The sequence below is a fragment of the Kineococcus rugosus genome (genome assembly GCF_050871975.1).
Lineage (GTDB): Bacteria > Actinomycetota > Actinomycetes > Actinomycetales > Kineococcaceae > Kineococcus.
In genome coordinates this window covers 47443-70427 of sequence record NZ_JBJLSJ010000003.1, presented here as the reverse complement: position 1 = coordinate 70427, position 22985 = coordinate 47443, and the positions used below count along the sequence as shown (strand labels likewise).

The 22985-nt window shown below is 75.8% G+C and carries 24 protein-coding genes; 13 read left to right on the top strand and 11 right to left on the bottom strand.

All coding sequences use genetic code 11. The features are described 5' to 3' along the window. Window positions 1-34: 34 nt before the first annotated feature. From ACRYM6_RS02395 to ACRYM6_RS02385, 3 genes are read right to left on the bottom strand one after another with little or no spacing between them, the layout of a single operon-like run. A complete protein-coding gene (locus ACRYM6_RS02395; RefSeq protein WP_432541010.1) occupies window positions 35-2188 on the bottom strand; it encodes a heavy metal translocating P-type ATPase in 2154 nt (717 codons plus the stop codon). A gap of 43 nt (window positions 2189-2231) precedes the next feature. Further along, window positions 2232-2441 (bottom strand): heavy-metal-associated domain-containing protein, encoded by a 210-nt coding sequence (locus tag ACRYM6_RS02390; protein WP_432541008.1) that lies wholly within the window; start codon window positions 2439-2441, stop codon window positions 2232-2234. After that, window positions 2441-2731, bottom strand: coding sequence for a metal-sensitive transcriptional regulator (locus tag ACRYM6_RS02385; protein ID WP_432540877.1), 291 nt, complete (start codon window positions 2729-2731; stop codon window positions 2441-2443). Before ACRYM6_RS02385 ends, ACRYM6_RS02390 begins: the two co-directional genes overlap by 1 nt. A gap of 89 nt (window positions 2732-2820) precedes the next feature. Here ACRYM6_RS02385 and hemW point away from each other — a divergent pair, with 89 nt between their 5' ends. Then, window positions 2821-4026 (top strand): radical SAM family heme chaperone HemW, encoded by a 1206-nt coding sequence (gene hemW / locus ACRYM6_RS02380; RefSeq protein ID WP_432540875.1) that lies wholly within the window; start codon window positions 2821-2823, stop codon window positions 4024-4026. 31 nt (window positions 4027-4057) lie between these two features. On the opposite strand, the gene ACRYM6_RS02375 is transcribed toward hemW, so the two are convergent. Continuing rightward, window positions 4058-4960 (bottom strand): cutinase family protein, encoded by a 903-nt coding sequence (locus tag ACRYM6_RS02375; protein WP_432540873.1) that lies wholly within the window; start codon window positions 4958-4960, stop codon window positions 4058-4060. A 143-nt stretch (window positions 4961-5103) separates the two neighbouring features. Between ACRYM6_RS02375 and ACRYM6_RS02370 the strand changes: the two genes are divergently transcribed. Next, window positions 5104-6138, top strand: coding sequence for an LLM class F420-dependent oxidoreductase (locus ACRYM6_RS02370; RefSeq protein ID WP_432540871.1), 1035 nt, complete (start codon window positions 5104-5106; stop codon window positions 6136-6138). A 13-nt stretch (window positions 6139-6151) separates the two neighbouring features. Here ACRYM6_RS02370 and ACRYM6_RS02365 read toward each other — a convergent pair whose 3' ends face one another. After that, a complete protein-coding gene (locus ACRYM6_RS02365; RefSeq protein WP_432540870.1) occupies window positions 6152-6556 on the bottom strand; it encodes a DUF4870 domain-containing protein in 405 nt (134 codons plus the stop codon). A 22-nt stretch (window positions 6557-6578) separates the two neighbouring features. Continuing rightward, on the bottom strand, window positions 6579-7445 hold the full coding sequence (locus tag ACRYM6_RS02360) for a DUF3097 domain-containing protein (protein ID WP_432540868.1): 867 nt from the start codon (window positions 7443-7445) through the stop codon (window positions 6579-6581). Between the two features lie 138 nt (window positions 7446-7583). On the opposite strand from ACRYM6_RS02360, the gene hrcA reads away from it, so the two are divergent. Next, entirely contained in the window at window positions 7584-8621 is a 1038-nt protein-coding gene (gene hrcA / locus ACRYM6_RS02355; RefSeq protein ID WP_432540866.1) for a heat-inducible transcriptional repressor HrcA, read from the top strand. Between the two features lie 40 nt (window positions 8622-8661). After that, window positions 8662-9780, top strand: coding sequence for a molecular chaperone DnaJ (gene dnaJ / locus ACRYM6_RS02350; RefSeq protein WP_432540865.1), 1119 nt, complete (start codon window positions 8662-8664; stop codon window positions 9778-9780). Window positions 9781-9792: 12 nt separating this feature from the next. Here the strand turns inward: dnaJ and ACRYM6_RS02345 are convergent, their stop codons facing one another. The 4 genes from ACRYM6_RS02345 to ACRYM6_RS02330 form a co-directional block, all read right to left on the bottom strand. Then, window positions 9793-10410, bottom strand: coding sequence for a methyl-accepting chemotaxis protein (locus tag ACRYM6_RS02345; protein ID WP_432541006.1), 618 nt, complete (start codon window positions 10408-10410; stop codon window positions 9793-9795). 341 nt (window positions 10411-10751) lie between these two features. Then, window positions 10752-11312: a PAS domain-containing protein gene (locus tag ACRYM6_RS02340; protein WP_432540864.1), complete on the bottom strand. Its 561-nt coding sequence runs from the start codon at window positions 11310-11312 to the stop codon at window positions 10752-10754. Window positions 11313-11443: 131 nt separating this feature from the next. Next, complete coding sequence (locus ACRYM6_RS02335; protein ID WP_432540862.1) at window positions 11444-12583, bottom strand: Gmad2 immunoglobulin-like domain-containing protein; 1140 nt, start codon at window positions 12581-12583, stop codon at window positions 11444-11446. Further along, a complete protein-coding gene (locus ACRYM6_RS02330) occupies window positions 12580-13116 on the bottom strand; it encodes an RNA polymerase sigma factor (RefSeq protein WP_432540860.1) in 537 nt (178 codons plus the stop codon). Before ACRYM6_RS02330 ends, ACRYM6_RS02335 begins: the two co-directional genes overlap by 4 nt. 106 nt (window positions 13117-13222) lie before the next feature. On the opposite strand from ACRYM6_RS02330, the gene ACRYM6_RS02325 reads away from it, so the two are divergent. The 4 genes from ACRYM6_RS02325 to ACRYM6_RS02310 are packed head-to-tail and all read left to right on the top strand — an operon-like array spanning window position 13223 to window position 17943. Further along, window positions 13223-13588, top strand: coding sequence for an HIT domain-containing protein (locus ACRYM6_RS02325; protein ID WP_432540858.1), 366 nt, complete (start codon window positions 13223-13225; stop codon window positions 13586-13588). Window positions 13589-13610: 22 nt separating this feature from the next. Further along, the gene (locus ACRYM6_RS02320) at window positions 13611-15395 is read left to right on the top strand and encodes an N-acetylglutaminylglutamine amidotransferase (protein WP_432540856.1); all 1785 of its coding nucleotides are present in this window, start codon (window positions 13611-13613) and stop codon (window positions 15393-15395) included. Between the two features lie 13 nt (window positions 15396-15408). After that, entirely contained in the window at window positions 15409-17199 is a 1791-nt protein-coding gene (gene ngg, locus ACRYM6_RS02315) for an N-acetylglutaminylglutamine synthetase (protein WP_432540854.1), read from the top strand. Next, window positions 17200-17943: a DNA-formamidopyrimidine glycosylase family protein gene (locus tag ACRYM6_RS02310; protein WP_432540853.1), complete on the top strand. Its 744-nt coding sequence runs from the start codon at window positions 17200-17202 to the stop codon at window positions 17941-17943. It abuts the gene before it with no gap. Window positions 17944-17956: 13 nt separating this feature from the next. On the opposite strand, the gene ACRYM6_RS02305 is transcribed toward ACRYM6_RS02310, so the two are convergent. Next, on the bottom strand, window positions 17957-18877 hold the full coding sequence (locus tag ACRYM6_RS02305; RefSeq protein WP_432540852.1) for a hypothetical protein: 921 nt from the start codon (window positions 18875-18877) through the stop codon (window positions 17957-17959). Between the two features lie 39 nt (window positions 18878-18916). Between ACRYM6_RS02305 and ACRYM6_RS02300 the strand changes: the two genes are divergently transcribed. The 5 genes from ACRYM6_RS02300 to dhaM all read left to right on the top strand — a co-directional run bounded on the left by ACRYM6_RS02300 (window position 18917) and on the right by dhaM (window position 22975). Further along, window positions 18917-20125, top strand: a complete 1209-nt coding sequence (locus ACRYM6_RS02300; protein ID WP_432540851.1) for an osmoprotectant NAGGN system M42 family peptidase — start codon at window positions 18917-18919, stop codon at window positions 20123-20125. Window positions 20126-20206: 81 nt separating this feature from the next. Beyond that, the gene (locus tag ACRYM6_RS02295; RefSeq protein ID WP_432540849.1) at window positions 20207-20947 is read left to right on the top strand and encodes a DUF899 domain-containing protein; all 741 of its coding nucleotides are present in this window, start codon (window positions 20207-20209) and stop codon (window positions 20945-20947) included. Between the two features lie 38 nt (window positions 20948-20985). Continuing rightward, window positions 20986-21999: a dihydroxyacetone kinase subunit DhaK gene (gene dhaK, locus ACRYM6_RS02290; protein WP_432540848.1), complete on the top strand. Its 1014-nt coding sequence runs from the start codon at window positions 20986-20988 to the stop codon at window positions 21997-21999. After that, window positions 21996-22592, top strand: coding sequence for a dihydroxyacetone kinase subunit DhaL (gene dhaL, locus ACRYM6_RS02285; RefSeq protein WP_432540847.1), 597 nt, complete (start codon window positions 21996-21998; stop codon window positions 22590-22592). The genes dhaK and dhaL overlap by 4 nt, the downstream gene beginning before the upstream one ends. Next, the gene (gene dhaM, locus ACRYM6_RS02280; protein ID WP_432540846.1) at window positions 22589-22975 is read left to right on the top strand and encodes a dihydroxyacetone kinase phosphoryl donor subunit DhaM; all 387 of its coding nucleotides are present in this window, start codon (window positions 22589-22591) and stop codon (window positions 22973-22975) included. Before dhaL ends, dhaM begins: the two co-directional genes overlap by 4 nt. Window positions 22976-22985 lie beyond the last annotated feature (10 nt).

Genomic DNA, 22985 nt, shown 5'->3' with positions numbered 1-22985 from the left:
GCCCGCCCCACCGCGGCCGCGGTGGGGGAGCCCGTCAGCGGAACCGGCGCAGCCGCAGGGAGTTGGTGACGACGAACACCGACGAGAACGCCATCGCGGCCGAGGCGACCACCGGGTTCAGCAGCCCCGCCGCCGCCACCGGCAGCGCGGCGACGTTGTAGGCGAAGGCCCAGAACAGGTTCCCGCGGATCGTCGACAGCGTCCGGCGGGACAGGCGCACCGCGTCCACGGCGGCGCCCAGGTCGGCGCGCACCAGGGTGAGGTCACCGGCCTCGATGGCCGCGTCGGCGCCCGAGCCCATCGCGATGCCGAGGTCGGCGGTGGCCAGGGCCGCGGCGTCGTTCACGCCGTCGCCGACGACCGCGACCACCCGGCCCCGCTGCTGCAGCGCGGCGACGTGGGCGACCTTGTCCTCGGGGTGGACCCCGGCCACGACGTCGTCGATCCCGACGACGGCGGCCACGGCCCGCGCGGTGCGCTCGTTGTCCCCGGTCAGCAGGACCGGGTGCAGGCCCAGGCGCCGGAACCCCTCGACGGCGGCGGCGCTGCCGGCGCGCACGGTGTCGGCGACGGCCAGCACCCCCAGCGGGCGGTCGGCGGCGACGAGGACGGCGGTGCGGCCGGCGGACTCGTTCTGCCGCAACGCCTCCTCCAGCTCGGGGGGCAGGTCCAGCCCGATCCAGGAGGGGCGCCCGGCCCGCAGCGGCACGCCGTCGACGACACCGCTGATCCCCACCCCGGGCACCGCGGTGACGTCGGTGACCGGCGGCAGCGGACCGCGCTCGCGGGCGGCCGCGGCGACCGCGCGGCCGACGGGGTGCTCGGAGGCGTCCTCCAGGGCGCCGGCCCGCCGCAGCAGGTCGTCCGCGTCGACGCCGGGGGCGGGGACCACGGCGACCAGGGACATCCGCCCGGTGGTCACCGTCCCGGTCTTGTCCAGGACGACGGTGTCGACGCGCCGGGTCGACTCCAGCGCCTCGGGCCCCTTGACGAGGATGCCGAGCTGCGCGCCGCGGCCGGTCCCGACGAGCAGCGCCGTCGGGGTGGCCAGGCCCAGCGCGCAGGGGCAGGCGATGACGAGGACGGCGACGGCGACGGTCAGCGCCTCCGGCGCGGGGGTGCCGGCCAGCAGCCAGCCGACGAACGTGGCCAGCGCCCCGACGAGCACGACGGGCACGAAGACCCCCGAGACGCGGTCGGCGAGCCGTTGCGCCGCGGCCTTGCCCGACTGCGCCCGCTCGACCGCCCGGCCGATGCGGGCCAGCTGGGTGTCGGCGCCGACGCGGGTCGCGCGCACGACGAGCCGGCCCCCGGCGTTGACGGTGCCGCCCACGACGGCGTCCCCGGCGCCCACCTCCACCGGCACGGACTCGCCGGTGAGCAGGCTCTGGTCGACGGCGGAGGTGCCCTCGCGGACGGTGCCGTCGGTGGCGACGGTCTCCCCGGGGCGGACCACGAAGTCGTCCCCGGCGCGCAGGTCGGCGACCGGGACGCGCACCTCGGCGCCGGCGCGCAGCACCGCGACGTCCTTGGCGCCCAGGGCCAGCAGCGCCCGCAGCGCCGCTCCCGACCGGCGCCGCGCGCGGGCCTCCAGGTACCGCCCGGCCAGGACGAAGACGGTCACGACGGCCGCGACCTCGAGGTACAGCTCGTCCCCGGTCGAGCCGAGCAGGGAGAACCCCATGTGCGTCCCGGGCATCCCGGCGTCGCCGAGGAACAGCGAGGCCGCGGACGTCAGGTACGCCGCGACGACGCCCAGGCTGACGAGGGTGTCCATCGTCGCCGCGCCGTGGCGGGCGCCCACGACGGCGGCGCGGTGGAACGGCCAGGCCCCCCAGACGACGACGGGGGAGGTCAGCGCGAACGCCAGCCACTGCCAGTTCGCGAACTGCAGGACCGGGACCATCGACAGCAGCAGCACGGGCAGCCCGAGGGCGGCCGTGACCGCGAGCCGGTGGCCGAGCTCGGCGGTGACCGGGTCCTCCTGCGGCGCAGCGGGTGCGGGGTCCGCCGCGGGGAGCGTGGCGGTGTACCCGGTCTTCTCCACCACGGCGATGGCCTCGGCGACGCCGGTGCCCGCGGGCAGCCGGACGGTGGCCTTCTCGGTGGCGTAGTTCACGCTCGCCTCGACGCCGGGCATCCGGTTGAGCTTCTTCTCGACGCGGTTGGCGCACGAGGCGCAGGTCATGCCGCCGATGAGGAGCTCGACGGAACCGCTGGTGGTGACCACGTCAGTCCACCGGGTCGTAGCCGGCCTCGTCGACCGCGGCCGCGACGGCGGAGCGGTCGAGCGGGGACGCGCTGGTGATCGTGAGGGTGGAGGTGCCGCCGGCGACGAGGTCGACGTGGACCGACTCGACGCCCGGCAGGGCCGAGACCTCCTCGGTCACCGCCGCCACGCAGTGGCCGCAGGTCATCCCGGACACGCCGAACCGGTTCATCACGACCTCACCAACCGCGCGATCGCCGCGCTCGCTTCCTTGATCTTCTCGTCGGCCACGGTCCCGCCCTCGGCGGCCGCGTGCGCCACGCAGTGCCCGAGGTGGTCGTCCAGCAGGGACAGGGCGACCGCCTGCAGGGCCTTGGTGGCGGCGGAGACCTGGGTCAGGACGTCGATGCAGTACGCGTCCTCCTCGACCATCCGCTGCAGGCCGCGCACCTGGCCCTCGACGCGGCGCAGCCGCTTGAGGACCTCCGTCTTCTCCCCGGCGTACCCGGGTGCGTGCTCCATGCCTCCTTGATACCCCCCTGGGGTGTGTCGTGCAACCCCTACCCCCTAGGGGTACCCGGGCAGGGAGTCCCAGGGGCGACACTGGGGGGGTGCCCAGCACCCTGCCCGACGGCGAGACCGCCCCCACCGACGGATCCCTGCCCCCGCACGCCCTCGACGGTGCGGCCGGGCGCACCTTCGGCGTCTACCTGCACGTCCCGTTCTGCGCGGTGCGCTGCGGCTACTGCGACTTCAACACCTACACCGCCACCGAGCTCGGCGGCGGCGGCTCCCAGGCGGCCTACGCCTCGACGGCCGCGGCCGAGGTGCGGATGGCCGCCGGCGTCCTCGGCGACGCCGCCCGCCCGGCCGCGACGGTGTTCTTCGGCGGCGGCACGCCCACGCTGCTGCCCGCCGAGGACCTCGCCACCATGCTCACCGCGGTGCGCGAGGAGTTCGGGCTCGCCCCCGGCGCCGAGGTCACCACCGAGGCCAACCCCGACTCGGTGACCCCCCAGGGCCTGCTCCGGCTGCGGGAGGCCGGTTTCACCCGGGTCTCCTTCGGGATGCAGTCCGCCGTCCCGCACGTCCTGGCCGTCCTGGAACGCACCCACGACCCCGCCCGCGTCCCCCTGGCCGTCCGCTGGGCCCGCGAGGCCGGGCTCGACGTCAGCCTCGACCTCATCTACGGCACCCCCGGGGAGTCCCCGGACGACCTGCGCCGCAGCCTGGACGCCGCGCTCGACTGCGCCCCCGACCACGTCTCGGCCTACGCGCTCATCGTCGAGGAGGGCACGAAGCTGGCCGGCCAGATGCGCCGCGGGCAGGTCCCCGAACCCTCCGACGACGACGAGGCCGACAAGTACGAGATCGTCGACGACACCCTCGCCGCCGCCGGGTTCGCCTGGTACGAGGTGAGCAACTGGGCCCGCGAACCCCGGTTCGCCTGCGCCCACAACCTCGCCTACTGGCGCGGCGGCGACTGGTGGGGGATCGGGCCCGGCGCGCACAGCCACGTCGGCGGGGTGCGGTGGTGGAACGTCAAGCACCCCACCGCCTACGCCGGCCGGATCGGCGCCGGGCAGTCCCCGGCCCACGCCCGCGAGCAGCTCGGCGCCGACGACCGCCGCGTCGAGGACGTCCTGCTGCGCTCGCGGCTGGCGGAGGGGTTCGACCCCGCCTGGTGGGACGTGCGCCCCCAGACGGCGCAGCTCCTGCTCGACGGGCTGCTGGAACCGGCCCCCGGCGGCCGGGTCGCCCTCACGCGGCGGGGCCGGCTGCTGGCCGACGCCGTGGTGCGCCGGCTGCTCGACTGAAGCACGCCGGCCCCGCCCGGTGGGGTCCGTCTCAGCAGGACGCGACGCGCTCCCAGCCGCCGTCGACCGCGCGCAGCGACACGCTGCTGTAGCTGCTCACCAGGCCCAGGTCGTCGCGGCTGCCGCGCGCGTAGGCGCGGCCGAACACGCTGACGGCGCGGTCGGCGGCGACGTGCGCGCGGGTGCTGTCCCGCACGCACGTGCCCGCCCCCGGGTCCGTCGGGTCCGGGTCCGGGGTCGGGGTCGGGGTCCCGCCGGCGCGGACGAGGCCCGCCGCGAACTGCGCACCGGCGGTCGCCGACCCGTTCGAGACGTAGCTGAGGTGACCGCCCGTGCCCGTCTTCGGGGCGCTGCCGCAGACGGTGTCGCTGCTGTTGCAGTAGTCCTTCGACTTCGGCCCGTACGTCGGGCTGGCCGTGGCGATCGTGCGCCCGCTCAGCCCCAGCGGGTTGCCGAACACGACCACGGCCGCCACCCGCCCGGCGAGCCCGGCCGGGACGGGGGTGCCGCTGGTGGTCCCCGTGCGGATGCCGAGGGCGATGTCGGTGACCGTGGCCCCCTGGGAGTACCCGCCGAGGACGAAGCGGGTCCCCGGGCACTGCGCCGCGACCGAGCTCACGTGCGCGCTCATGGCGCTGGCCCCGGGACCGGCGCTGGTCTGCGACGAGTTCGCGGCGTAGTCGACGGCGTGGGAGCCGACGCTCCGGTCGGACAGCTGGCTGGTCAGGGCCCGCACGAACGGGCCGCCGACGATGCCCAGGCCCGGCGCCTCACCCGTGCCGCGGGCGAAGACGACCTCGACGTCGGAGCAGGTCGCGGCCGCCGCGGGGGCGGCGGTGGCCACCAGCCCGGCGCCGGCGACGGCGGCGGTGAGGGAGGCGGACGCGCAGAGGCGGCGCAGCAGGGGGGAGCGGCGCAGGGGGGTACGGAGCACGGTGGGTCCTTCGCGTCGTCGACCGCGGTGGTCGGGGGTGGGGTCCGGGTGCGCCCTCACGGGAACCGCACGGACGGGGCACAGGATGCCCCGGGGGCCCGGTGGCGGCAAGGGCCCGCGCGGCCGTCCCGTAGCGTGCGGGGATGGACCTCGGACTGAGCCTGGGCTACCTCACCGGACCCGTCGGGCCCGCCGCGGCCCGGGCCCTGGAGCTGACCCGCGCCGCCGAGGACGCCGGGTTCGCCTCCGCCTGGGTCGCCGAGGCGTACGGCACCGACGCCGTGAGCGTCCTGGGCTGGCTCGCCGGGCGGACCACCCGCATCGGGCTCGGCTCGGCCGTCCTGCAGGTCCCCGCGCGGGCCGCGGCCTCCACGGCCATGACGGCGGCCACCCTCGACGGGCTGTCCGGGGGCCGGTTCCGGCTCGGGCTGGGCGTCTCGGGCCCGCAGGTCGCCGAGGGCTGGTACGGCCAGCCCTTCGCCCACCCCCTGGCCCGGACCCGCGAGTACGTCGCGGTGGTCCGCCGGCTGCTGGCCCGCGAGGACTCGCGGTTCGAGGGCACCCACCTGCGGCTGCCGCTGCCCGGCGGCCCGGGCGTGCCCCTCAAGCTCATGCAGCCCGCCCCGCGGCCCGACCTGCCGATCCACCTGGCCGCCGTGGGCCCGCGCAACGTGGAGCTGGCCGGGGAGATCGCCGACGGCTGGCTGCCCTCGTTCCTGGTCCCGGAGAACTGCGCGGAGTCGTTCGACCGGCTGCGCGCCGGGTTCGCGCGCCGCACCCGGCCGGTGCAGGGGTTCGAGGTGACGGCCTCGGTGCCGTTCGTGCTGACGGGCGCGACGGGGGAGGAGCGTGCCCGCGCGGAGCTGCCGGTGCGCCGGCTCATCGCCCTGTACGTCGGCGGCATGGGCTCGCGGGAGCAGAACTTCTACGCCGACCTCGGCCGCCGCCTCGGGTTCGCCGACGCCGTCGACGCCGTGCAGGACCTCTACCTCGCCGGGCGCAAGGACGACGCCGTGCAGGCCGTCCCGGCGGGCCTGGTGGAGGCGACGAGCCTGGTGGGCCCGGTGGCGCATGTGCGGTCCCGGCTGGACGACTACGCCCGGGCCGGGGTCAGCACCGTCGCGCTGGTCCCCCTGGGGGTCGACCCCACCGGGGACCTGCGCGCGGTGAGCGCCTGAGACCGCCCGCGCCTCAGCGCACCAGCCGGAAGATCAGCGGGTAGCGGTAGGCGCGGCCCTGGTTCGCCGCGACCGCCGCGAGGATCGCGAAGACCAGCGCGACGATGCCGGGCACCACCATGAGGCCGTACGACAGCCCGAAGGTGAACAGCGCCAGGACCGAGCAGACGACGAACAGCACCACCTCGTAGACGATCAGCGAGATCGTCATGTTCAGCGCCTCGGCCGTGTGCCCGCGCACGAACCCGCTGCGGTCCTTGAAGACCAGGAACAGGATCAGCGGCCCCAGGAACGGCAGGGTCAGGAAGCTCGCGGCGATCGCGGACAGGTGCCCGAACATCCCCCACATCCGTTCGTCCGACGGCGACATCGGGACCGGGGCGTAGGGCTGCTGCGGCGGCATCGGGGGCTGGGTCACGACTCCGATCCTGACCGTTCCCTCAGCGGTCCGCCAGGTCGGCGGTCACGAAGTCGACGAGTTCCTCCACCCGGCCCAGCAGCGCCGGCTCCAGGTCGGCGTACGTGCGCACCGTCCCCAGGATGCGCTTCCAGCCGTGTGCGACGTCGGCCTGGGTGGCGTGCGGCCAGCCCAGCTCGGCGAGGATCCCGTGCTTCCAGTCCCGCCCGCGCGGGATCGTCGGCCACGCCGTCCAGCCCAGCCGCTGCGGGCGGACCGACTGCCACACGTCGACGAACGGGTGCCCCACCACCAGGACGTGCGGGCTGCGCGCGACACCCGCGACGATCCGCGACTCCTTCGACCCCGGCACGAGGTGGTCGACGAGGACGCCGATGCGCCGCCCCGGCCCGGGCCCGAAGGAGCGGATCGCGGCGTCGAGGTCGTCGACGCCGTCGAGCATCTCCACCACGACGCCCTCGACGCGCAGGTCGTCGCCCCACACCTTCTCGACGAGCTCGGCGTCGTGGCGGCCCTCCACGAGCAGGCGCGAGGCGCGCGCGGTGCGGGCGGGGGCGCCGGCGACGGCCACCGACCCGCTGGCGGTGCGGGTGGGCCGGGCCGGGCCCGCGGCCCGCGGCGCCACGAGCCGCACCGGCTGCCCGTCCACCCAGAACCCCGGCCCCAGCGGGAACGTGCGGGTGCGGCCCCTGGCGTCCTCCAGGACGACGACGTGCACCCCGCCGCTCTTCTCCACCCGCACGACCGCGCCGACCCAGCCGGTGTCGACGTCCTCCACGACCAGGCCGCGCACGGCGGGCTCGTCGCGGTGGGTGGGCTTCGGGCGGCTGCGGGCGTGCGGGTCGGCCGAGAGCACGTCGGCGCCGTACCGGTCGTCGTAGCGGGTCACGGGGGAACGCTAACCAGGCCCGGGCGGCCGGCGGGGGAGGCGCGACCGGTGCCCGAGCGCCTAGACTTGGCACTCGCGCGCGTGGAGTGCCAGACGCGCGGGGGGCGCAGCACCGGCTGCCGGAGCAGGGAGGGACGGATGAGCGACGACCGCAGGCTCGCGGTGTTGCGGGCCATCGTCGAGGACTACGTCTCCAGCCACGAGCCCGTCGGCTCCAAGACCCTCGTGGAGCGCCACGCCCTCGGCGTCTCGCCCGCCACCATCCGCAACGACATGGCCGTGCTGGAGGACGAGGGCTACATCACCCAGCCCCACACCAGCGCCGGGCGCATCCCCACCGACAAGGGCTACCGCCTGTTCGTGGACCGCCTCGCCAACGTCAAGCCGATGTCGGCGGCCGAGAAGCGCGCCATCGAGACGTTCCTGCACGGCGCCGACGACCTCGACGACGTCGTCGACCGCACCGTCCGGCTGCTGGCCCAGATCACCCGGCAGGCCGCCGTCGTGCAGTACCCCTCGCTGAGCCGGGCGACCGTCCGCCACGTCGAGCTCGTCGGCGTCGGCGGCCGCAGCGCGCTGCTGGTCCTCATCACCGACTCCGGCCGCGTCGAGCAGCGCGTCCTGGACATCCGCTCGGCCACCGACGCCGACGACCTGGCCGTCGCGCTGGCGACCCTGCGCACGCGGATCAACGCCGCCGTCGGCGGCAAGCGGCTGCGCGAGGCCCGCGAGGGGCTGACCGACCTGGTCCAGCAGACCCCGCAGCCGGACATGGCGGTCGCCGCCGAGGTCGCCGCGGCGCTGGGGGACTGCCTCAGCGCCTCCCTGGAGGAGCGCGTGGTCATCGCCGGCACCGCGAACCTCGTCAAGGGCGCCGACCTGTCCACCTCCCTCGGCAACGTCCTGGAGGCCCTGGAGGAGCACGTCGTGCTGCTGCGGCTGGTGCAGGAGCTCGCCGAGGAGGAGGACGGCGACCGCGGCGGCCTCACCGTCCGGATCGGTGCGGAGAACCTGCACCTGGGCCTGGACGGCACCTCCGTGGTGACCAGCGGGTACGGCAGCCAGGCGGTCGTGGCCCGGCTCGGCGTCCTCGGCCCGACCAGGATGGACTACCCGACGACGATGGCCGCGGTGCGTGCGGTGTCACGCTACGTCTCGCGGATCCTCGCGCAGTGATCTTCGCAGTGCCCAGAACCGACAGGAGAGACCCCACCTCGTGAGCGACTACTACGACGTCCTCGGCGTCTCCAAGGACGCCTCCACGGAGGACATCAAGCGCGCGTACCGCAAGCTCGCGCGCAAGTTGCACCCCGACGTGAACCCCGAGGCGGGGGAGCAGTTCAAGGAGGTCTCCCAGGCCTACGAGACGCTGTCCAACCCCGAGAAGCGCTCCGCCTACGACCGCGGCGGCGCCGGGGTCGGCGGCCCCGGCGGCGGGTTCGGCGCCGGGTTCGGGTTCTCCGACATCATGGACGCCTTCTTCGGCCAGGGCGGCGGCGGCCGCGGCGGCGGGCCCGCCAGCCGCACCCAGCGCGGTCAGGACGCGCTCATCCGCGTCGACGTCGACCTCGCCGAGGCCGCCTTCGGCGGCGAGCGGTCCATCCAGGTCGACACCGCGATCCTGTGCCCCACCTGCAAGGGGTCCTGCTGCCAGCCCGGCACGAGCCCGGCGACGTGCGACATCTGCCACGGGCAGGGCTCGGTGCAGCGGGTCGTGCGCTCGCTGCTGGGCCAGGTCATGACGACGCAGGCGTGCCCCACCTGCCGCGGCTTCGGCACCGTCCTGCCCTCGCCGTGCCTGGAGTGCTCCGGGGAGGGCCGCGTCCGCGCCCGCCGCCCGATGACCATCCGCATCCCCGCCGGCGTCGACACCGGCACCCGGATCCAGCTCGCCTCCCAGGGCGAGGTCGGCACCGCCGGCGGCCCGCCCGGTGACCTCTACGTCGAGATCCACGAACGCCCGCACCCGGTGTTCTCCCGCTCCGGGGACGACCTGCTGTGCACCCTGCAGGTGCCCATGACGGCGGCCGCGCTCGGCGCGACGATCCCGCTGGAGACCCTCGACGGCGCCGAGGAGGTCGACGTCCGCCCCGGGGCGCAGGCCGGTGAGGTCGTCACCCTCAAGCAGAAGGGCGCCGAGCACCTGCGCGCCCAGGGCCGCGGCGACCTCCTGGTCACCCTGGAGGTCGTGACCCCCCGCGACCTCGACGAGGAGCAGGAGGAGCTGCTGCGCCGGCTCGCCGAGCTGCGCGGCGAGGTGCGCCCGTCCGGGAAGCTGTCCGAGACCCACCAGGGGGTGTTCTCGAAGCTGCGGGACCGGTTGTCCGGGCGCTGACCGGCGCCCGGCTCAGCCGCGCATCCCCGCCAGGAAGCCGCTGATCTGGCTGCGCAGCTCCTCGGCCAGCTGCGACAGGCCGGTGGTGTCCTGCGCCGAGGCCCAGGACGCGGACCCGTCGACGGCGGTGCGGACCCCGTCGACGAGGCCGTTCATCTCCCCGATCGTGCTGCCGATCCCGGTGATGGCGCGCACGGCGTCCTGGGCGTTCTGGCGGATGCTGTCCACGCGCTGGCTGACCTGCTCGGTGGCGCGCCCGGACTGGTCGGCCAGCTCCTTGACCTCGGCGGCGACGACGGCGAAGCCCTTGCCGGCCTCCCCGGCGCGGGCCGCCTCGATCGTCGCGTTCAGCGCCAGCAGCCGCGTCTGGTCCGCGATCGCGTTGATGACCGAGACGACCTGCTGGATCTCGCGGGAGGCCTCGGTGAGCGCCTGCATGGTCAGCGCCGCCTGGTCGGCCTCCTCGCTGGCCGCGCCGGCCGCGGTCGCCAGGCCCTGCGCGGACGCGCTGAGCTCGGTGGAGGCGGTGGCCAGCTGCTCGGACACGCCGAGCACCCCGGTCTCGAACTCGTCGGCCAGGGCCAGGCGGGTCGTGCGGGCCCCCTCGACGGCGGCGCTGCCCGCCTGCATCGTGGTGCGCCCGGAGTTGATGGCGGTGGCCGAGTGGCGGAACGCCCCGCCCAGGCCCCCCAGCAGCAGCCGGCGGTGGAACCGCCCCTCGGCGGCGGCGGTGAGGACCTCCCCGGCCTCGCGCACGAAGGCGTCGGAGACGTCCAGGGACCGGTTGACCGAGTTCGCCAGCCGCGCCAGCTCCGGCACCGCCTCCGACCCCGGCACCCCGGCGACGCGGGCCTCGAGGTCACCGGCGGCGGCCTGGTCGCAGACGTCGGCGACCTGGCGGACCAGCTCGCGGTACAGGGCCACCTCGTCGGCGGGCGACGGCCCGCCGCGACCGCTGAACAGCTTCACGATCAGACCTCCTCGGGGACGATGGACCAGACGAACTCCTCGTAGGAGACGCCGCGCTCGGCGAGCAGCTGCGCCAGCAGGGCGCTGGAGGCCTCCACGGCCGCCCGGCCGCCGCTGTGGCGGCGCTCCTCGGCCAGCAGCCGGTCGTAGAGCGCGCTCGCGGCGCGCACCCCCTCCGGGTGCGGCCGACGGCGGTTGGAGTGGTACCCGACGATCCGCCCGGAGCGGTCCAGGCTGGGGGTGATGTGGGCCAGGACCCAGTAGTTCGCGCCGTCGGCGGCGAGGTTGTTCACGTAGGCGAACAGCTCCCGGCCGCTGGAGACGGTGTCCCACAGCAGCTTGAAGACGGCCTTGGGCATGTCGGGGTGCCGGATGAGGTTGTGCGGCTGCCCGATCACCTCGTGGCGCTCGAAGGCGCCGACGCGCAGGAAGACGTCGTTGGCGTAGGTGATGATCCCGCGCGGGTCGGTCTTGGACACGATCAGCTCGTCGGCGGAGAAGGTCCGCTCCTGCCCGGTGGGCCGCACGGGGGCTCGTCGCTCCCGGCCCGTCGTCGTCGTCATCGCGTGCGCCTCCCGACCCTGGTTGGATCCGTGGCACCCCGCCCCGGGGCTCCGGGGCGGTGGTGCTCTAGAAGGATCGGCAGCCGGGGGTGCGGACCTGAGCCGTCCGGGTGACGGCTCAGGCCCGGGGGTCAACGCACCGTGACGTCCTTGGTGTCGCCCACGGCCGGGGTGCCCTCACCGCCGGACTCGTCGGGGGCGAACACCGCCACGGTGTACGTCCCCGCCGGCACCTGCGCGGTGAACGAGAACTCCCCGAACGTCCCGTTCGCCCCCGCCTGCACCGCGTCCCGCGCCACCTCGGTGCCCGCCGCGTCGGTGAGCGTGCACAGCAGGGTGCCCTCGAAGGCCGTGCCGACGCCCTCGACCGTCACCGACCCCGCCCCGGGCACGACCCGCGTGATCCACGCCGGGGCCTGCACGTCGGCCTGCGGCGCGCGGGTCAGCTCCGGCGCGACCGGCGTCCCGAACAGCGTCGGGCCGGTCGCGCCGTCGACGCGGACCACCACCGGGTCGGTCGACCCCGCCGCCGCCGTCACGGTGTGGACCAGTTGCTGCACCGCCGCCGCCGGGTCCGGGGTGGACCCCGCCGCCGCGGCCGCGGACAGGTCCACGACCAGCCGCCCGCCGGTGGCGGTCACCCGGGCCGAGGGGTCCGCCGACCAGGGGCTGGAGTAGTCCGGGTCGCTCGGCTCGCCGGAGAGCATGGCCCGCAGCGCGTTCGTCGCGTCGTCGGGCCCGTCGCCGGCCGCCACGTACTCGCGGAACAGCTTCGCCGGCTGCCCGCCGAGCCAGTACACCGGGACCGAGGCCGCGCCCGACGGCAACGGCTGCGCCGCGGCCGTCGACCCGGTGGCCCTCGGCTGCGGCGCGGACGTCGCCGGCGCCGGGGCCCCGCTCGACCGCGGCGCCGCCGGGACCTGCGTGACCTCCGGGGGCGAGGAGGGCGCCGGGGCGGACGACGCGGGGGCCACGGACGTCTCCGACGACGAGGAGGCCGCCACGACCCGCACCTCGCCCCCGTCGCGCTGGGTCACGGCGTACGCCCCGCCGCCCACGACGACGGTGGCGGCGACCCCGGCCACCGCCGCCCACGCGCGGGTACGACGACGGCGGGCTCGGCTGCTCACGCGGATCTCCTCGAGACGGTCGGTCGGCCGCACCCCGGCCGCCCGTGCGGCCAGGGCGTCGCGCAGCTGCCGCGCGGTGGGGCTCAGGTCGTCGTCACCGTCCGGGTCCGGCAGCGGACCCAGCGGGGTCTGGTCGTTCACGGGTTCACCTCGCGGCTCATCACCTCGCGCAGCGCGGACAACCCGCGGTGCGCGTGCGTCTTGACCGCACCCCGGCTGATGCCGAGGGCGTCGGCGATGTCCTGCTCGGACATCTCCCCCTGGTACCGCAGCACCAGGACCTCCCGCTGCCGCGCCGGCAGCGCCTCCAGGGCCGCCAGCACCGTGCGGTGCTCGCTGGCCCGCACCGCGTGCTCCTCGGGGCCCTCCGGCGCCGGGTCGGGCAGCGGGCGGCGGCGGTCGGCCACCACGCGGTGCCGCAGGACGTCGCGCGCCCCGTTCACCACGCTCGTGCGCAGGTAGGCGACCGCGGACCCCTTGTCCGCCAGACCCCCCCACCGCCGGTGCAGGGTGACGAAGGCGTCGGCGACGACCTCCTCGGCGCTCGCGGACCCGCCCAGCAGGGACGTCGCGAGCGCGACGAACCGCTGCCAGTGCGCCGCGTACAACGCGCCGACGGCCTCGTCGGCCGACCACGAGCGGGGGTCGTCAGCGCCGACCACGAGCTCCTCCACCACCCTCACACCCCGTAGACGTGCCGCGCGGGGTCACGGTTGACACCCGACCCGGAGATCTTCGCGGTCCGTCCGCCGCGCCCCGCGCCCCGGTAGCGTGCGGGGCATGGCCGAGGTCTCCCGCGTCGAACGCGCCCCCGACGACCTGTTCCTCAAGATCGTGGCCGGGGACGTGCCGGCCACGATCGTCCACTCCGACGACCTGGTCGTCGCCTTCGAGGACATCGCCCCGCAGGCCCCCACCCACGTCCTGGTCATCCCGCGCGAGCGGTACGAGAACGTCGCCGAGCTCGCGGCGGCGGCCCCGGCCACCCTGGCCCGGCTCGTCGAGGTCGCCCAGCGCATCGCCGACGAGCGCTGCGGCGGGGAGTACCGGCTGGTGTTCAACACCGGCACCGCGGTGGGGCAGTCGGTCTTCCACGTGCACGGCCACGTGCTCGGCGGGCGCGACTTCACCTGGCCGCCGGGCTGATCCTGCGGTTGCATGTACCGCCATGTGCGGTCTGTGCGGTGAGGTCAGGTTCGACGGGCGCGCGGCGGACGTCGCGGCGGTCCAGCGGATGTCGCAGACGCTCGCCCCCCGCGGACCCGACGGCGAGGGGGTCTGGGCGCAGGGCCCGGTCGCGTTCGGGCACCGGCGGCTGTCGATCATCGACCTGTCCGCGTGCGGCGCCCAGCCGATGACCGACCCCGAGCTGGGGCTGACCGCCGTGTTCAACGGCTGCGTCTACAACTACCCGCAGCTGCGCGAGGAGCTCATCGGGTACGGCTACCGGTTCGTGTCGACCTCCGACACCGAGGTCATCGTCAAGGGCTACCACCGGTGGGGCACCGACGTCGTGGACCACCTCATCGGCATGTTCGCCGTCGTCGTCCACGAGCGCGACACCGGCCGGGTCGTCCTCATGCGCGACCGCCTCGGGATCAAGCCGCTGTACCTGGCCGAGACGCCGGGCCGGCTGCGGTTCGCCTCCAGCCTGCCGGCGCTGCTGGCCGCGGGCGACGTCGACACGACGATCGACCCGGTCGCGCTGCACCACTACCTGACGTGGCACGCCGTCGTGCCCGCCCCGCACACCGTCCTGACGGGCGTCCGCAAGCTGCCGCCCGCGACGGTCCGGGTGGTCGAGGCCGACGGGACGTCCAGGGAGCACCGGTACTGGTCGCCGGACCACGTGCGGCGCGAGGAGTTCGCCGGGTTCAGCGAGCGGGACTGGGAGGACGCCGTCCTGGAGTCCCTGCGGACGGCGGTGAAGCGCCGCACCGTCGCCGACGTGCCCGTGGGCGTCCTGCTGTCCGGGGGGCTGGACTCCAGCCTCATCACCGCCCTGCTCGCCGAGCAGGGGCAGACCGACCTGGCGACGTACTCGATCGGCTTCGAGTCCGTCGGGGGCCGCGAGGGCGACGAGTTCGCCTACTCCGACGTCATCGCCGAGCGGTTCGGCACGAACCACCACCGCATCCGCGTCACCGGCGACGAGCTCGTCGGCGCCCTCGGGCACGCCGTGGGCGCCATGAGCGAACCCATGGTCAGCCACGACGTCGTCGCGTTCGACCTGCTCTGCCAGCAGGTCTCGCAGAGCATCAAGGTCGTGCAGTCCGGGCAGGGCGCCGACGAGGTGTTCGGCGGGTACCACTGGTACCCGCCGCTGACGGGCCTGACGCCCGCGCAGGGCGTCGACGCCTACGCCGCCGCGTTCTTCGACCGCGACCACGCGCAGGTGGGGCAGGTGCTGAACCCGCAGTGGCTGACGGCCACCGACGTCTCGCGCGAGTTCGTGCGCGAGCACTTCGCCCGCCCCGGCGCCGACACCGCCGTCGACGCCGCCCTGCGCCTGGACACCGAGGTCATGCTCGTCGACGACCCCGTCAAGCGGGTCGACAACACGTCGATGGCGTGGGGGCTGGAGGCGCGCGTCCCGTTCCTGGACCACGAGCTCGTCGAGCTCGCCGCGGCGGTCCCGCCGGAGCTCCAGCTGGCGAACGGCGGCAAGGGGATCCTCAAGCAGGTCGGCTACCGGGTGATCCCGCGCGAGGTCATCGACCGGCCCAAGGGGTACTTCCCGGTGCCGGCCATCACGCACCTGGAGGGGAAGGTCCTCGGCCTGGTCAAGGACGCCCTGTCCAGCCGGGCGGCGCGCGAGCGCGCGCTGTTCCGCCCCGGGTACGTGGACGGGCTGCTCGCCGACCCCAACGGGGAACTCACCCCGCTGCGGGGCAACAAGCTGTGGCAGCTGGGTCTGCTGGAGATGTGGTTGCAGCAGCACGGGATCGCCTGAGCGGGGGTTCACGATGACCTCGAGCACGAAGCGCCGCAGCACGCTGGCCGGGCTGCGCCACCGGGCGCTGGACGCGCCCACCATCTCCAGCCGGACGTGGCAGCGGCCCCCGCAGTGGTTCACCGACGACATGAACGACGACGTGGTCCTGGACATGGGGTGGGGCCGGCTGGTGTTCGGCCAGACGTTCACCGACCAGTCCGCCATCGTCGACGCCCTGCGCGCGGAGGAGACCGGCGAGCGGGACATCGCGATGTACGTCCGCGAACCGCAGGTCCTGGTGGGGATGGCCCCGCACGAGCTGTTCCTGGACCCCTCGATCACGTTCCGGCTGCCGCTGGCCCGCTACCGGGCTCCGCGCGACCGCAACCCCGACGTCTTCGTCCGGATGGTCCGCGACCGCGACGAGCTGGACGAGGTGAACCGCATCTACGCCGCGTGCGGGATGGTCACCTCCGACGTCGACGTCATGTGGGCCAACCACCGGACCCGCACCTTCACCTACCTCGTCGCCGAGGACACCCGCACCCGCGAGATCGTCGGCACCGTCACCGGTGTCGACCACGTCCTGGCCTTCGGCGACCCCGACCAGGGCGCGAGCCTGTGGTGCCTGGCCGCGGACCCGCAGGCCGCCCCGCGCGGGGTGGGCGAGGCCCTGGTGCGGGTGCTGGCCGAGCGGTACGTGGCCCGGGGCCGGGCCATCCTGGACCTGTCGGTGATGCACGACAACCACGGCGCGATCGCGCTGTACCGGCGGCTGGGTTTCCGGCCCGCGGCGCCCGTCGTGGTCAAGCGGAAGAACCCCATCAACCGGCCGCTGTTCTCCCCCCAGCCCGAGGGGCTGGCCGACCTCAACCCGTACGCGCGGATCATCGCCGACGAGGCCCTGCGGCGCGGGGTGCGGGTGGAGGTCACCGACGCCCTCAGCGGGGAGATGCGGCTGACGTACGCGGGCCGGTCGCTGCTGACGCGCGAATCGCTGTCCGAGCTCACCAACGCGGTCGCGATGAGCCGCTGCGACGACAAGCGGGTGACGCGGCGGCTGCTGGCCGCGCGCGGGGTGCGGGTGCCGCGCGCGGTGGAACTGGCCCCGGACCCGTTGCGCGACACCGAGGGCCTGGCCGCCTGCGAGCGCCTGGTCGCCGAGACCGGCCCCGTGGTGGTGAAACCGGCGCGGGGGGAGCAGGGCAAGGGGATCACCGTCGGGGTCGGCGGCGGCGACGCGCTGCGCGCGGCGGTCGCCGAGGCCGCCGCGCACTGCCCCGACGTCCTCGTCGAGGAGCTCGTGCCCGGGCAGGACCTGCGGATCGTCGTCATCGACCACGAGGTCGTCGCCGCCGCGGTGCGCCGCCCGGCCGCCGTCATCGGGACCGGTGCCGACGACATCCGCACCCTGGTCACCAAGCAGAGCCGCCGCCGCGAGGCCGCCACCGGCGGGGAGTCGAGCATCCCGCTGGACGCGACGACCGAGGCCGTCGTGGCCGACGCCGGGTTCGGCCTGGGCGACGTGCTGCCGCGCGGGCAGCGGCTGGAGGTGCGCCGCACCGCGAACCTGCACACCGGCGGGACGATCGACGACGTCACCGACGACCTGCACCCCGACCTCGTCGACGCGGCCGTCGCGGCCAGCCGGGCCCTGGGGATCCCGGTGACGGGCCTGGACCTCCTGGTGCCGGACGTGTCCGGTCCCGAGCACGTCGTCATCGAGGCCAACGAGCGGCCCGGCCTGGCCAACCACTCCCCGCGCCCGACGGCGCAGCGGTTCCTGGACCTGCTGTTCCCCGAGACCCGCACGCAGGTCTAGGTGCCCGAGGCGCACTCCCTGCACCGCCACGCCCGCGACCAGCGCGAGGCGCTGGCGGGGCAGGTGCTGTCCGTGACGAGCCCGCAGGGCCGGTTCGAGACGCGCCCGTTCGACGGGCACCGGCTGCTGGACGTCCAGGCGTACGGCAAGCACCTGCTGTACTCCTTCGAGGACGCCCCCGACGTGCACGTCCACCTGGGGATGAAGGGCGTCTACCTGCGGACCGCCGACCTCGGGCTGGCGCCGCGGGCCGGGACGCGCCTGCGGCTGGCGGGGGAGCGGGAGGCGTTCTCCCTCATCGCGCCCAGCCGGTGCGAGGCGCTGGACGCGGCGGGCCGGGAGGCGCTGCTGGCGACGCTGGGACCGGACCCGCTGCGGGTCGGGGAGGCGGGCCGGGACGAGGCGGCGCGGCGGCTGGGGCGGTCCCGGTCGGCCGTCGGCGCCGCGCTGCTGGACCAGTCCGTGTGGGCGGGCATCGGCAACGCCTGGCGCGCCGAGCTGCTGTTCCTCGCCGGCCTCGACCCCGCCCGCCGCGCCGGGCCGGACGAGGCGGCGACGCTGTGGGACCTCGCGGTGCGGCACCTGCGGCTGGGGGTGGACGCGGGGCAGGTCGTGTCCGACCCGGGCGCCCCGGACGAGCGGTGGGTCTACAAGCGGCCCACCTGCCGGCGCTGCGGGGAGCCGGTGCGGACGTGGACGCTGGCCGGCCGCACGGCCTACGCCTGCCCCCGCGACCAGCGCTGATCCCCCCCGGGGGTCAGTCGCCCGCGCGGGAGCGCAGGTGCTCCAGCTCCCGCTCGGCGGCCCCCACCCGCTCCCCGGCGGCGTGCGCGGCGCGCTCGGCCCCGCGCAGGTCCTCCCCGGCGGCCGCCAGCTGCCCGGTGACGGCGTCGAGCCGGGCCCGCAGGTCGTCGCGGCGCCGCGTCAGGTCCCGGTGCCGGCGCTGCGCCGACGCCAGGTCCCCGGACGTGGAGGCCGCCTCGTCGCGGGCCTCGCGCAGCTCTTCCCGCGCCGCCTCCACCGCGGCCGCCAGCTCGGCCCGCTCCCGCTCGCGGCGCTCGGCCTCGGCGCGCTCGCGCTCGGCCGCCCGGGCGGCCTTCTCCTCCCGCCGCGCCGTCAGCTCGTCGCGGGGGGCCGGGGCGCGCCGGGCGGGGGGCCGGCGCGGGGCCGGGGGCGCGTCGACGGCGGTGGCCCCCTCGAGGTCCACGCCGCCGAACCCGGTGGCCTCCAGCGGCCGCACCAGGGTCCCGGACCGCACGGCGTCCGCGGCCGCGGGGTCGCTCATCCCGGCGCGCAGCGTGGCCACCACCTTCTCCCCGGCCTCGGGGGACAACCGCACCCCGGCGTCGCGGGTCAGCCGGCCCGCCTGCACCCGCAGGGCCTCCAGGACCTGGTGCTGCTGCACGCTCAGCGCGCGCAGCTCCGGCCCGGCCAGCGACGCCGTCGCCTCCCGCATGGCCGCGCCGAGCTCCAGCAGCCGCTCGACGTCCCCGGCGCGCTCGCGCCGCAGCAGGTTCACCGCCCACGCCGGGACCAGCGGCCGGCGCAGGCCGCCGATGCGGGCGGCGAGGTCGCGCTCGCCGGCGTCCCGGGCCTGCCGGGCGTAGGCGTCCCGGGTCGCGGTGAACTCCGCCGGCGGGGAGCCGTACAGGTCGTCGAGCACGTCCGTGAGGTCCACCGGGACATCCTCCCGCGTTCCCTGGCAGCATCGCCGGTGATGAGCGCGAACCCGAACCCCCAGCCCGCACCCGTCCCCGTGGACGTCCCGATCGACGTCGAGTACCTCACGAGCACGCTCATGGAGATGCTGCGCATCCCCAGCCCCTCGGGGCGCACCGACGCCGTCATGCAGGCCGTCGGCGACCACGTCGCGGCCCTCGGCCTGCCGTTCGACCTGACCCGCCGCGGCATCCTGCGGGCCACCCTGAGGGGCCGCTCGGAGAAGGTGCGCCGGGCCGTCGTCGTGCACGCCGACACGATCGGGCTGATGGTCAAGCAGGTGAAGGCGTCCGGCCGCCTCGAGGTCGTGCCCGTCGGCAGCCACAGCGCCCGGTTCTCCGAGGGCGCCCACGTCACGATCTTCACCGACGACCACGACCGCACGTACACCGGGACGGTCCTGCCGCTGAAGAGCAGCGGGCACACCTTCGGCGACGAGATCGACACCCAGGGCGTGGGCTGGCCCTACGTCGAGGTCCGCATCGACGAACCCGTCGCGTCCGCGGCCGACGTCCGCGCCCTCGGCGTCGAGGTCGGCGACTACGTCGCGCTCGACGCCGCCCCGCAGCTGACCCGCCACGGGTACGTGAAGTCCCGCCACCTCGACGACAAGGCTGGGCTGGCCGCCTGCCTGACCGCCCTCAAGGCGCTGCGCGACGCCGACCTGCCGCTGGCCGTCAGCGCCCAGTTCCTCGTCACCATCGGCGAGGAGGTCGGGTTCGGCGCGACCCACGGGCTGGCCCCCGACGTCGCCGAGCTGGTCGCCGTCGACAACGCGGTGGTCGCCGAGGGGCAGAACTCCCGCGAGGAGATGGTCAGCGTCGCGATGCTCGACATGACCGGGCCCTTCGACTACCACCTGTCCCGGCGGCTGCACGGCCTGGCCCGCGAGCACGGCATCCCCGCGGTCCGCGACGTCTACCGGCACTACCGCTCCGACGCCGCCCCCGCCCTGGAGGCGGGCATCGAGGCGCGGCACGCGCTGCTCGGCTTCGGCCTGGACTCCAGCCACGGCCACGAGCGCGCCCACGTCGACGGCCTCGTCGCCCTGGCCCGGCTGCTCGTCGTCTACCTGCAGAGCGGCCTGACCTTCGACGACTGGGACCAGGCGGAGTCCGGCCCGCTGGCCGAGTTCCCCAGCCTCAGCGTGCAGCCGGCCGACCTCGAACCCCTCGACCGGACCGTCGTGGAACGGCCCGCCGACTGACCGGTGAGTTCCCGCCCCCGGCGGGGTCCACCCCTCGTCACCGGGAACCACCCGGGAACCCGTGAGGACGAGGAGGACGCCGTGGCTCTGCCGGAGGTCACCACCCGTGAGGAGTGGCTGCGGGCCCGCAAGGACCTGCTGAGGCGCGAGAAGGAGCTGACCCGCGCCCAGGACGCCCTCGCCGCGGACCGGCGCCGGTTGCCGATGGTCGAGGTCACCACCGACCACCGGTTCACCGGACCCGACGGCGAGGTCGGCCTCGCGGACCTGTTCGCCGGGCGTGACCAGCTCGTCGTCCAGCACGTCATGTTCGGCCCCGGGTGGGACGCCCCGTGCCCGTCCTGCTCGGCGGCGCTGGACGAGCTGAGCGACGGTCTGCTGGAGCACCTGCACGCCCGCCGCACCACGTTCGTCGCCGTCTCCCGCGCGCCCTGGGAGGAGCTGGCCCGCGCGGCCCGGGAACGGGGCTGGACGTTCCCGTGGGTCAGCTCGTTCGGGGGGTCCTTCAACCACGAGTTCCACGCCACCCTCGACCCCGCCGTGGCCCCGGTGGAACTGAACTACCGCGACGCCGACGAGCTGCGCGGGGCCGGGATGGGGTGGGCGCTGGAGAACCCCGGCGAGGTGCCCGGCTACAGCTGCTTCCTGACCACCGGCGGGCGCGTGTTCCACACGTACTCGACGTTCGCGCGGGGCACCGAGCAGCTCGGCGGCGCGTACGCGTTCCTCGACATGACGGCCCTGGGCCGGCAGGAGGCGTGGCAGGAACCGCACGACCGCGTCCCCGACGCCCGGGAGGCGGTTCCGAACTTCGCCGACTGAGGATACTTTGGGCGCTCCCCGGGCGAAGGAGCTCTGCGATGACCACCCCCAAGCTGCTCGACGACCCCGCGCGCGCCGTCACCGACGCGCTGCGCGGGCTGGCCGCGGTCCACCCCGAGCTCGCCGTCGACCCCGAGCGCGGCGTCGTCGCCCGCGCCGACCCCGACCGCCGCCCCGGCAAGGTCGGCCTCGTCTCCGGCGGCGGCTCGGGCCACGAACCGCTGCACGCCGGGTTCGTCGGCCTCGGGATGCTCGACGCCGCCGCCTGCGGGGCCGTGTTCACCTCACCGGTGCCCGACCAGGTCCTCGCCGCGACCACCGCCGCCTCCAGCGGCGGCGGGGTCGTGCACGTCGTGAAGAACTACACCGGCGACGTCCTGAACTTCCAGATGGCCGCCGAGCTCGCCGACGACGACGGCATCGAGGTGGCCACCGTCCTGGTCGACGACGACGTCGCCGTCACCGACAGCCTCTACACCGCCGGCCGCCGCGGCACCGGCGGCACCCTGTTCGTGGAGAAGCTCCTCGGCGCGGCCGCCGAGCAGGGCCGCCCGCTGGCCGAGGTCGCCGCCCTCGGCCGCGACGTCGTCGCCCGCAGCCGCAGCTTCGGGGTGGCGCTGAGCGCCTGCACCACACCGGGATCGGACCGGCCCGGGTTCGACCTGCCCGCGGGGGAGATGGAACTGGGCATCGGCATCCACGGCGAACCCGGCCGCCGCCGCGTCCCCGTCCCGGCCACCGGGGTGGCCCGCGAGGTCGCCCGCACCTCCGTCGCCGCGATCGACGAGGACCTGCCGCTGGACGGGGAGGACCTCCTCCTGCTCGTCAACGGCATGGGCGGGACGCCGCTGCTGGAACTGCAGGTCCTGGCCGCCGACGTCGTGGACGAGCTCACCGCCCGCGGCGCCCGCCCGGTCCGGTTCCTGGTCGGCAACCACGTCACGAGCCTGGAGATGGCCGGGGCCATGGTCAGCGTCTGCCGCGCCACCCCCGAGCTGCTCGCCCTGTGGGACGCCCCGGTCCGCACCCCCGCCCTGCGGTGGGGCGCGTGAACACCGCCACCGCGACCGCCTGGCTGCGGGCGTTCGCGGCCGCCGTCGACGAGCACGCCGCCGCCCTCACCGACCTCGACCGGCCCATCGGGGACTCCGACCACGGCGTGAACCTCCAGCGCGGGGTGCACGCCGTCCTGGAGGCCCTCGACGCCCAGGCCCCCGCCACCCCCGGGGCCGTGCTCACCACCGCCGGCTCGACCCTCGTCAGCACCGTCGGCGGCGCCAGCGGACCGCTGTTCGGGACCCTGCTGCGCCGCGCCGGCAAGGCGCTGGGCGAGACGGAGGACGCCGACGGGCCCGCGCTGGCGGCCGCGCTGCGCGCCGGGCTCGACGGGGTCGTGAAGCTCGGCGGGGCGCAGGTGGGCGACGCGACGCTCGTGGACGCCCTCACCCCGGCGGTCGAGGCCCTGGAGGCCGGGCGCACGGTCGCCGAGGCCGCCGCCGCGGCCGAGGCGGGCGCGGCGTCCACCGAACCGCTCGTGGCGCGCAAGGGCCGGGCCAGCTACCTCGGCGAGCGCGGCACCGGCCACCGGGACCCGGGGGCGCAGTCGGTCGTGCTGCTGGTGCGGGCGCTGGCGGCGGTCGCGTGAGCGTCACCGTGGTGCTGCTCTCGCACAGCGCGGCCGTGGCGCGCGGCGTGGCCGACCTCGCCGGCCAGATGGCCCCGTCGGCGACGGTCCTCGCGGTCGGCGGGACGGCCGACGGGCGGCTGGGCACCGACGCCGACGCCCTGGAGCGCGCGGTGCGGCAGGCGGTCTCGGCCGGGGACGAGGTGGCGCTGCTGGTGGACCTGGGCAGCGCCGTGCTCACCGCGAAGACCGTCCTGGCCGACCTCGACGACGCCCCGGTGGCCCTGGTCGACGCCCCGTTCCTGGAGGGGGCCGTCGCCGCGGTCGTCACCGCCTCCATCGGGGCCGGGCTGGCCGAGGTCGTCGCGCAGGCCGGACTGGCCCGGGACCTGCGCAAGGCGTAGGACAATCCGG

Excerpts from the sequence above, each read along its gene's own strand:
- ACRYM6_RS02340 (WP_432540864.1), bottom strand. The coding sequence starts at position 11,312 with ATGACGACGACGACGGGCCGGGAGCGACGAGCCCCCGTGCGGCCCACC.
- ngg (WP_432540854.1), top strand. The coding sequence starts at position 15,409 with ATGACCTCGAGCACGAAGCGCCGCAGCACGCTGGCCGGGCTGCGCCAC.
- ACRYM6_RS02390 (WP_432541008.1), bottom strand. The coding sequence starts at position 2,441 with ATGAACCGGTTCGGCGTGTCCGGGATGACCTGCGGCCACTGCGTGGCG.
- hrcA (WP_432540866.1), top strand. The coding sequence starts at position 7,584 with ATGAGCGACGACCGCAGGCTCGCGGTGTTGCGGGCCATCGTCGAGGAC.
- ACRYM6_RS02345 (WP_432541006.1), bottom strand. The coding sequence starts at position 10,410 with ATGCAGGCGGGCAGCGCCGCCGTCGAGGGGGCCCGCACGACCCGCCTG.
- ACRYM6_RS02300 (WP_432540851.1), top strand. The coding sequence starts at position 18,917 with ATGAGCGCGAACCCGAACCCCCAGCCCGCACCCGTCCCCGTGGACGTC.
- ACRYM6_RS02320 (WP_432540856.1), top strand. The coding sequence starts at position 13,611 with ATGTGCGGTCTGTGCGGTGAGGTCAGGTTCGACGGGCGCGCGGCGGAC.
- ACRYM6_RS02370 (WP_432540871.1), top strand. The coding sequence starts at position 5,104 with ATGGACCTCGGACTGAGCCTGGGCTACCTCACCGGACCCGTCGGGCCC.
- ACRYM6_RS02395 (WP_432541010.1), bottom strand. The coding sequence starts at position 2,188 with ATGACCTGCGCCTCGTGCGCCAACCGCGTCGAGAAGAAGCTCAACCGG.
- dhaK (WP_432540848.1), top strand. The coding sequence starts at position 20,986 with ATGACCACCCCCAAGCTGCTCGACGACCCCGCGCGCGCCGTCACCGAC.
- ACRYM6_RS02385 (WP_432540877.1), bottom strand. The coding sequence starts at position 2,731 with ATGGAGCACGCACCCGGGTACGCCGGGGAGAAGACGGAGGTCCTCAAG.
- ACRYM6_RS02325 (WP_432540858.1), top strand. The coding sequence starts at position 13,223 with ATGGCCGAGGTCTCCCGCGTCGAACGCGCCCCCGACGACCTGTTCCTC.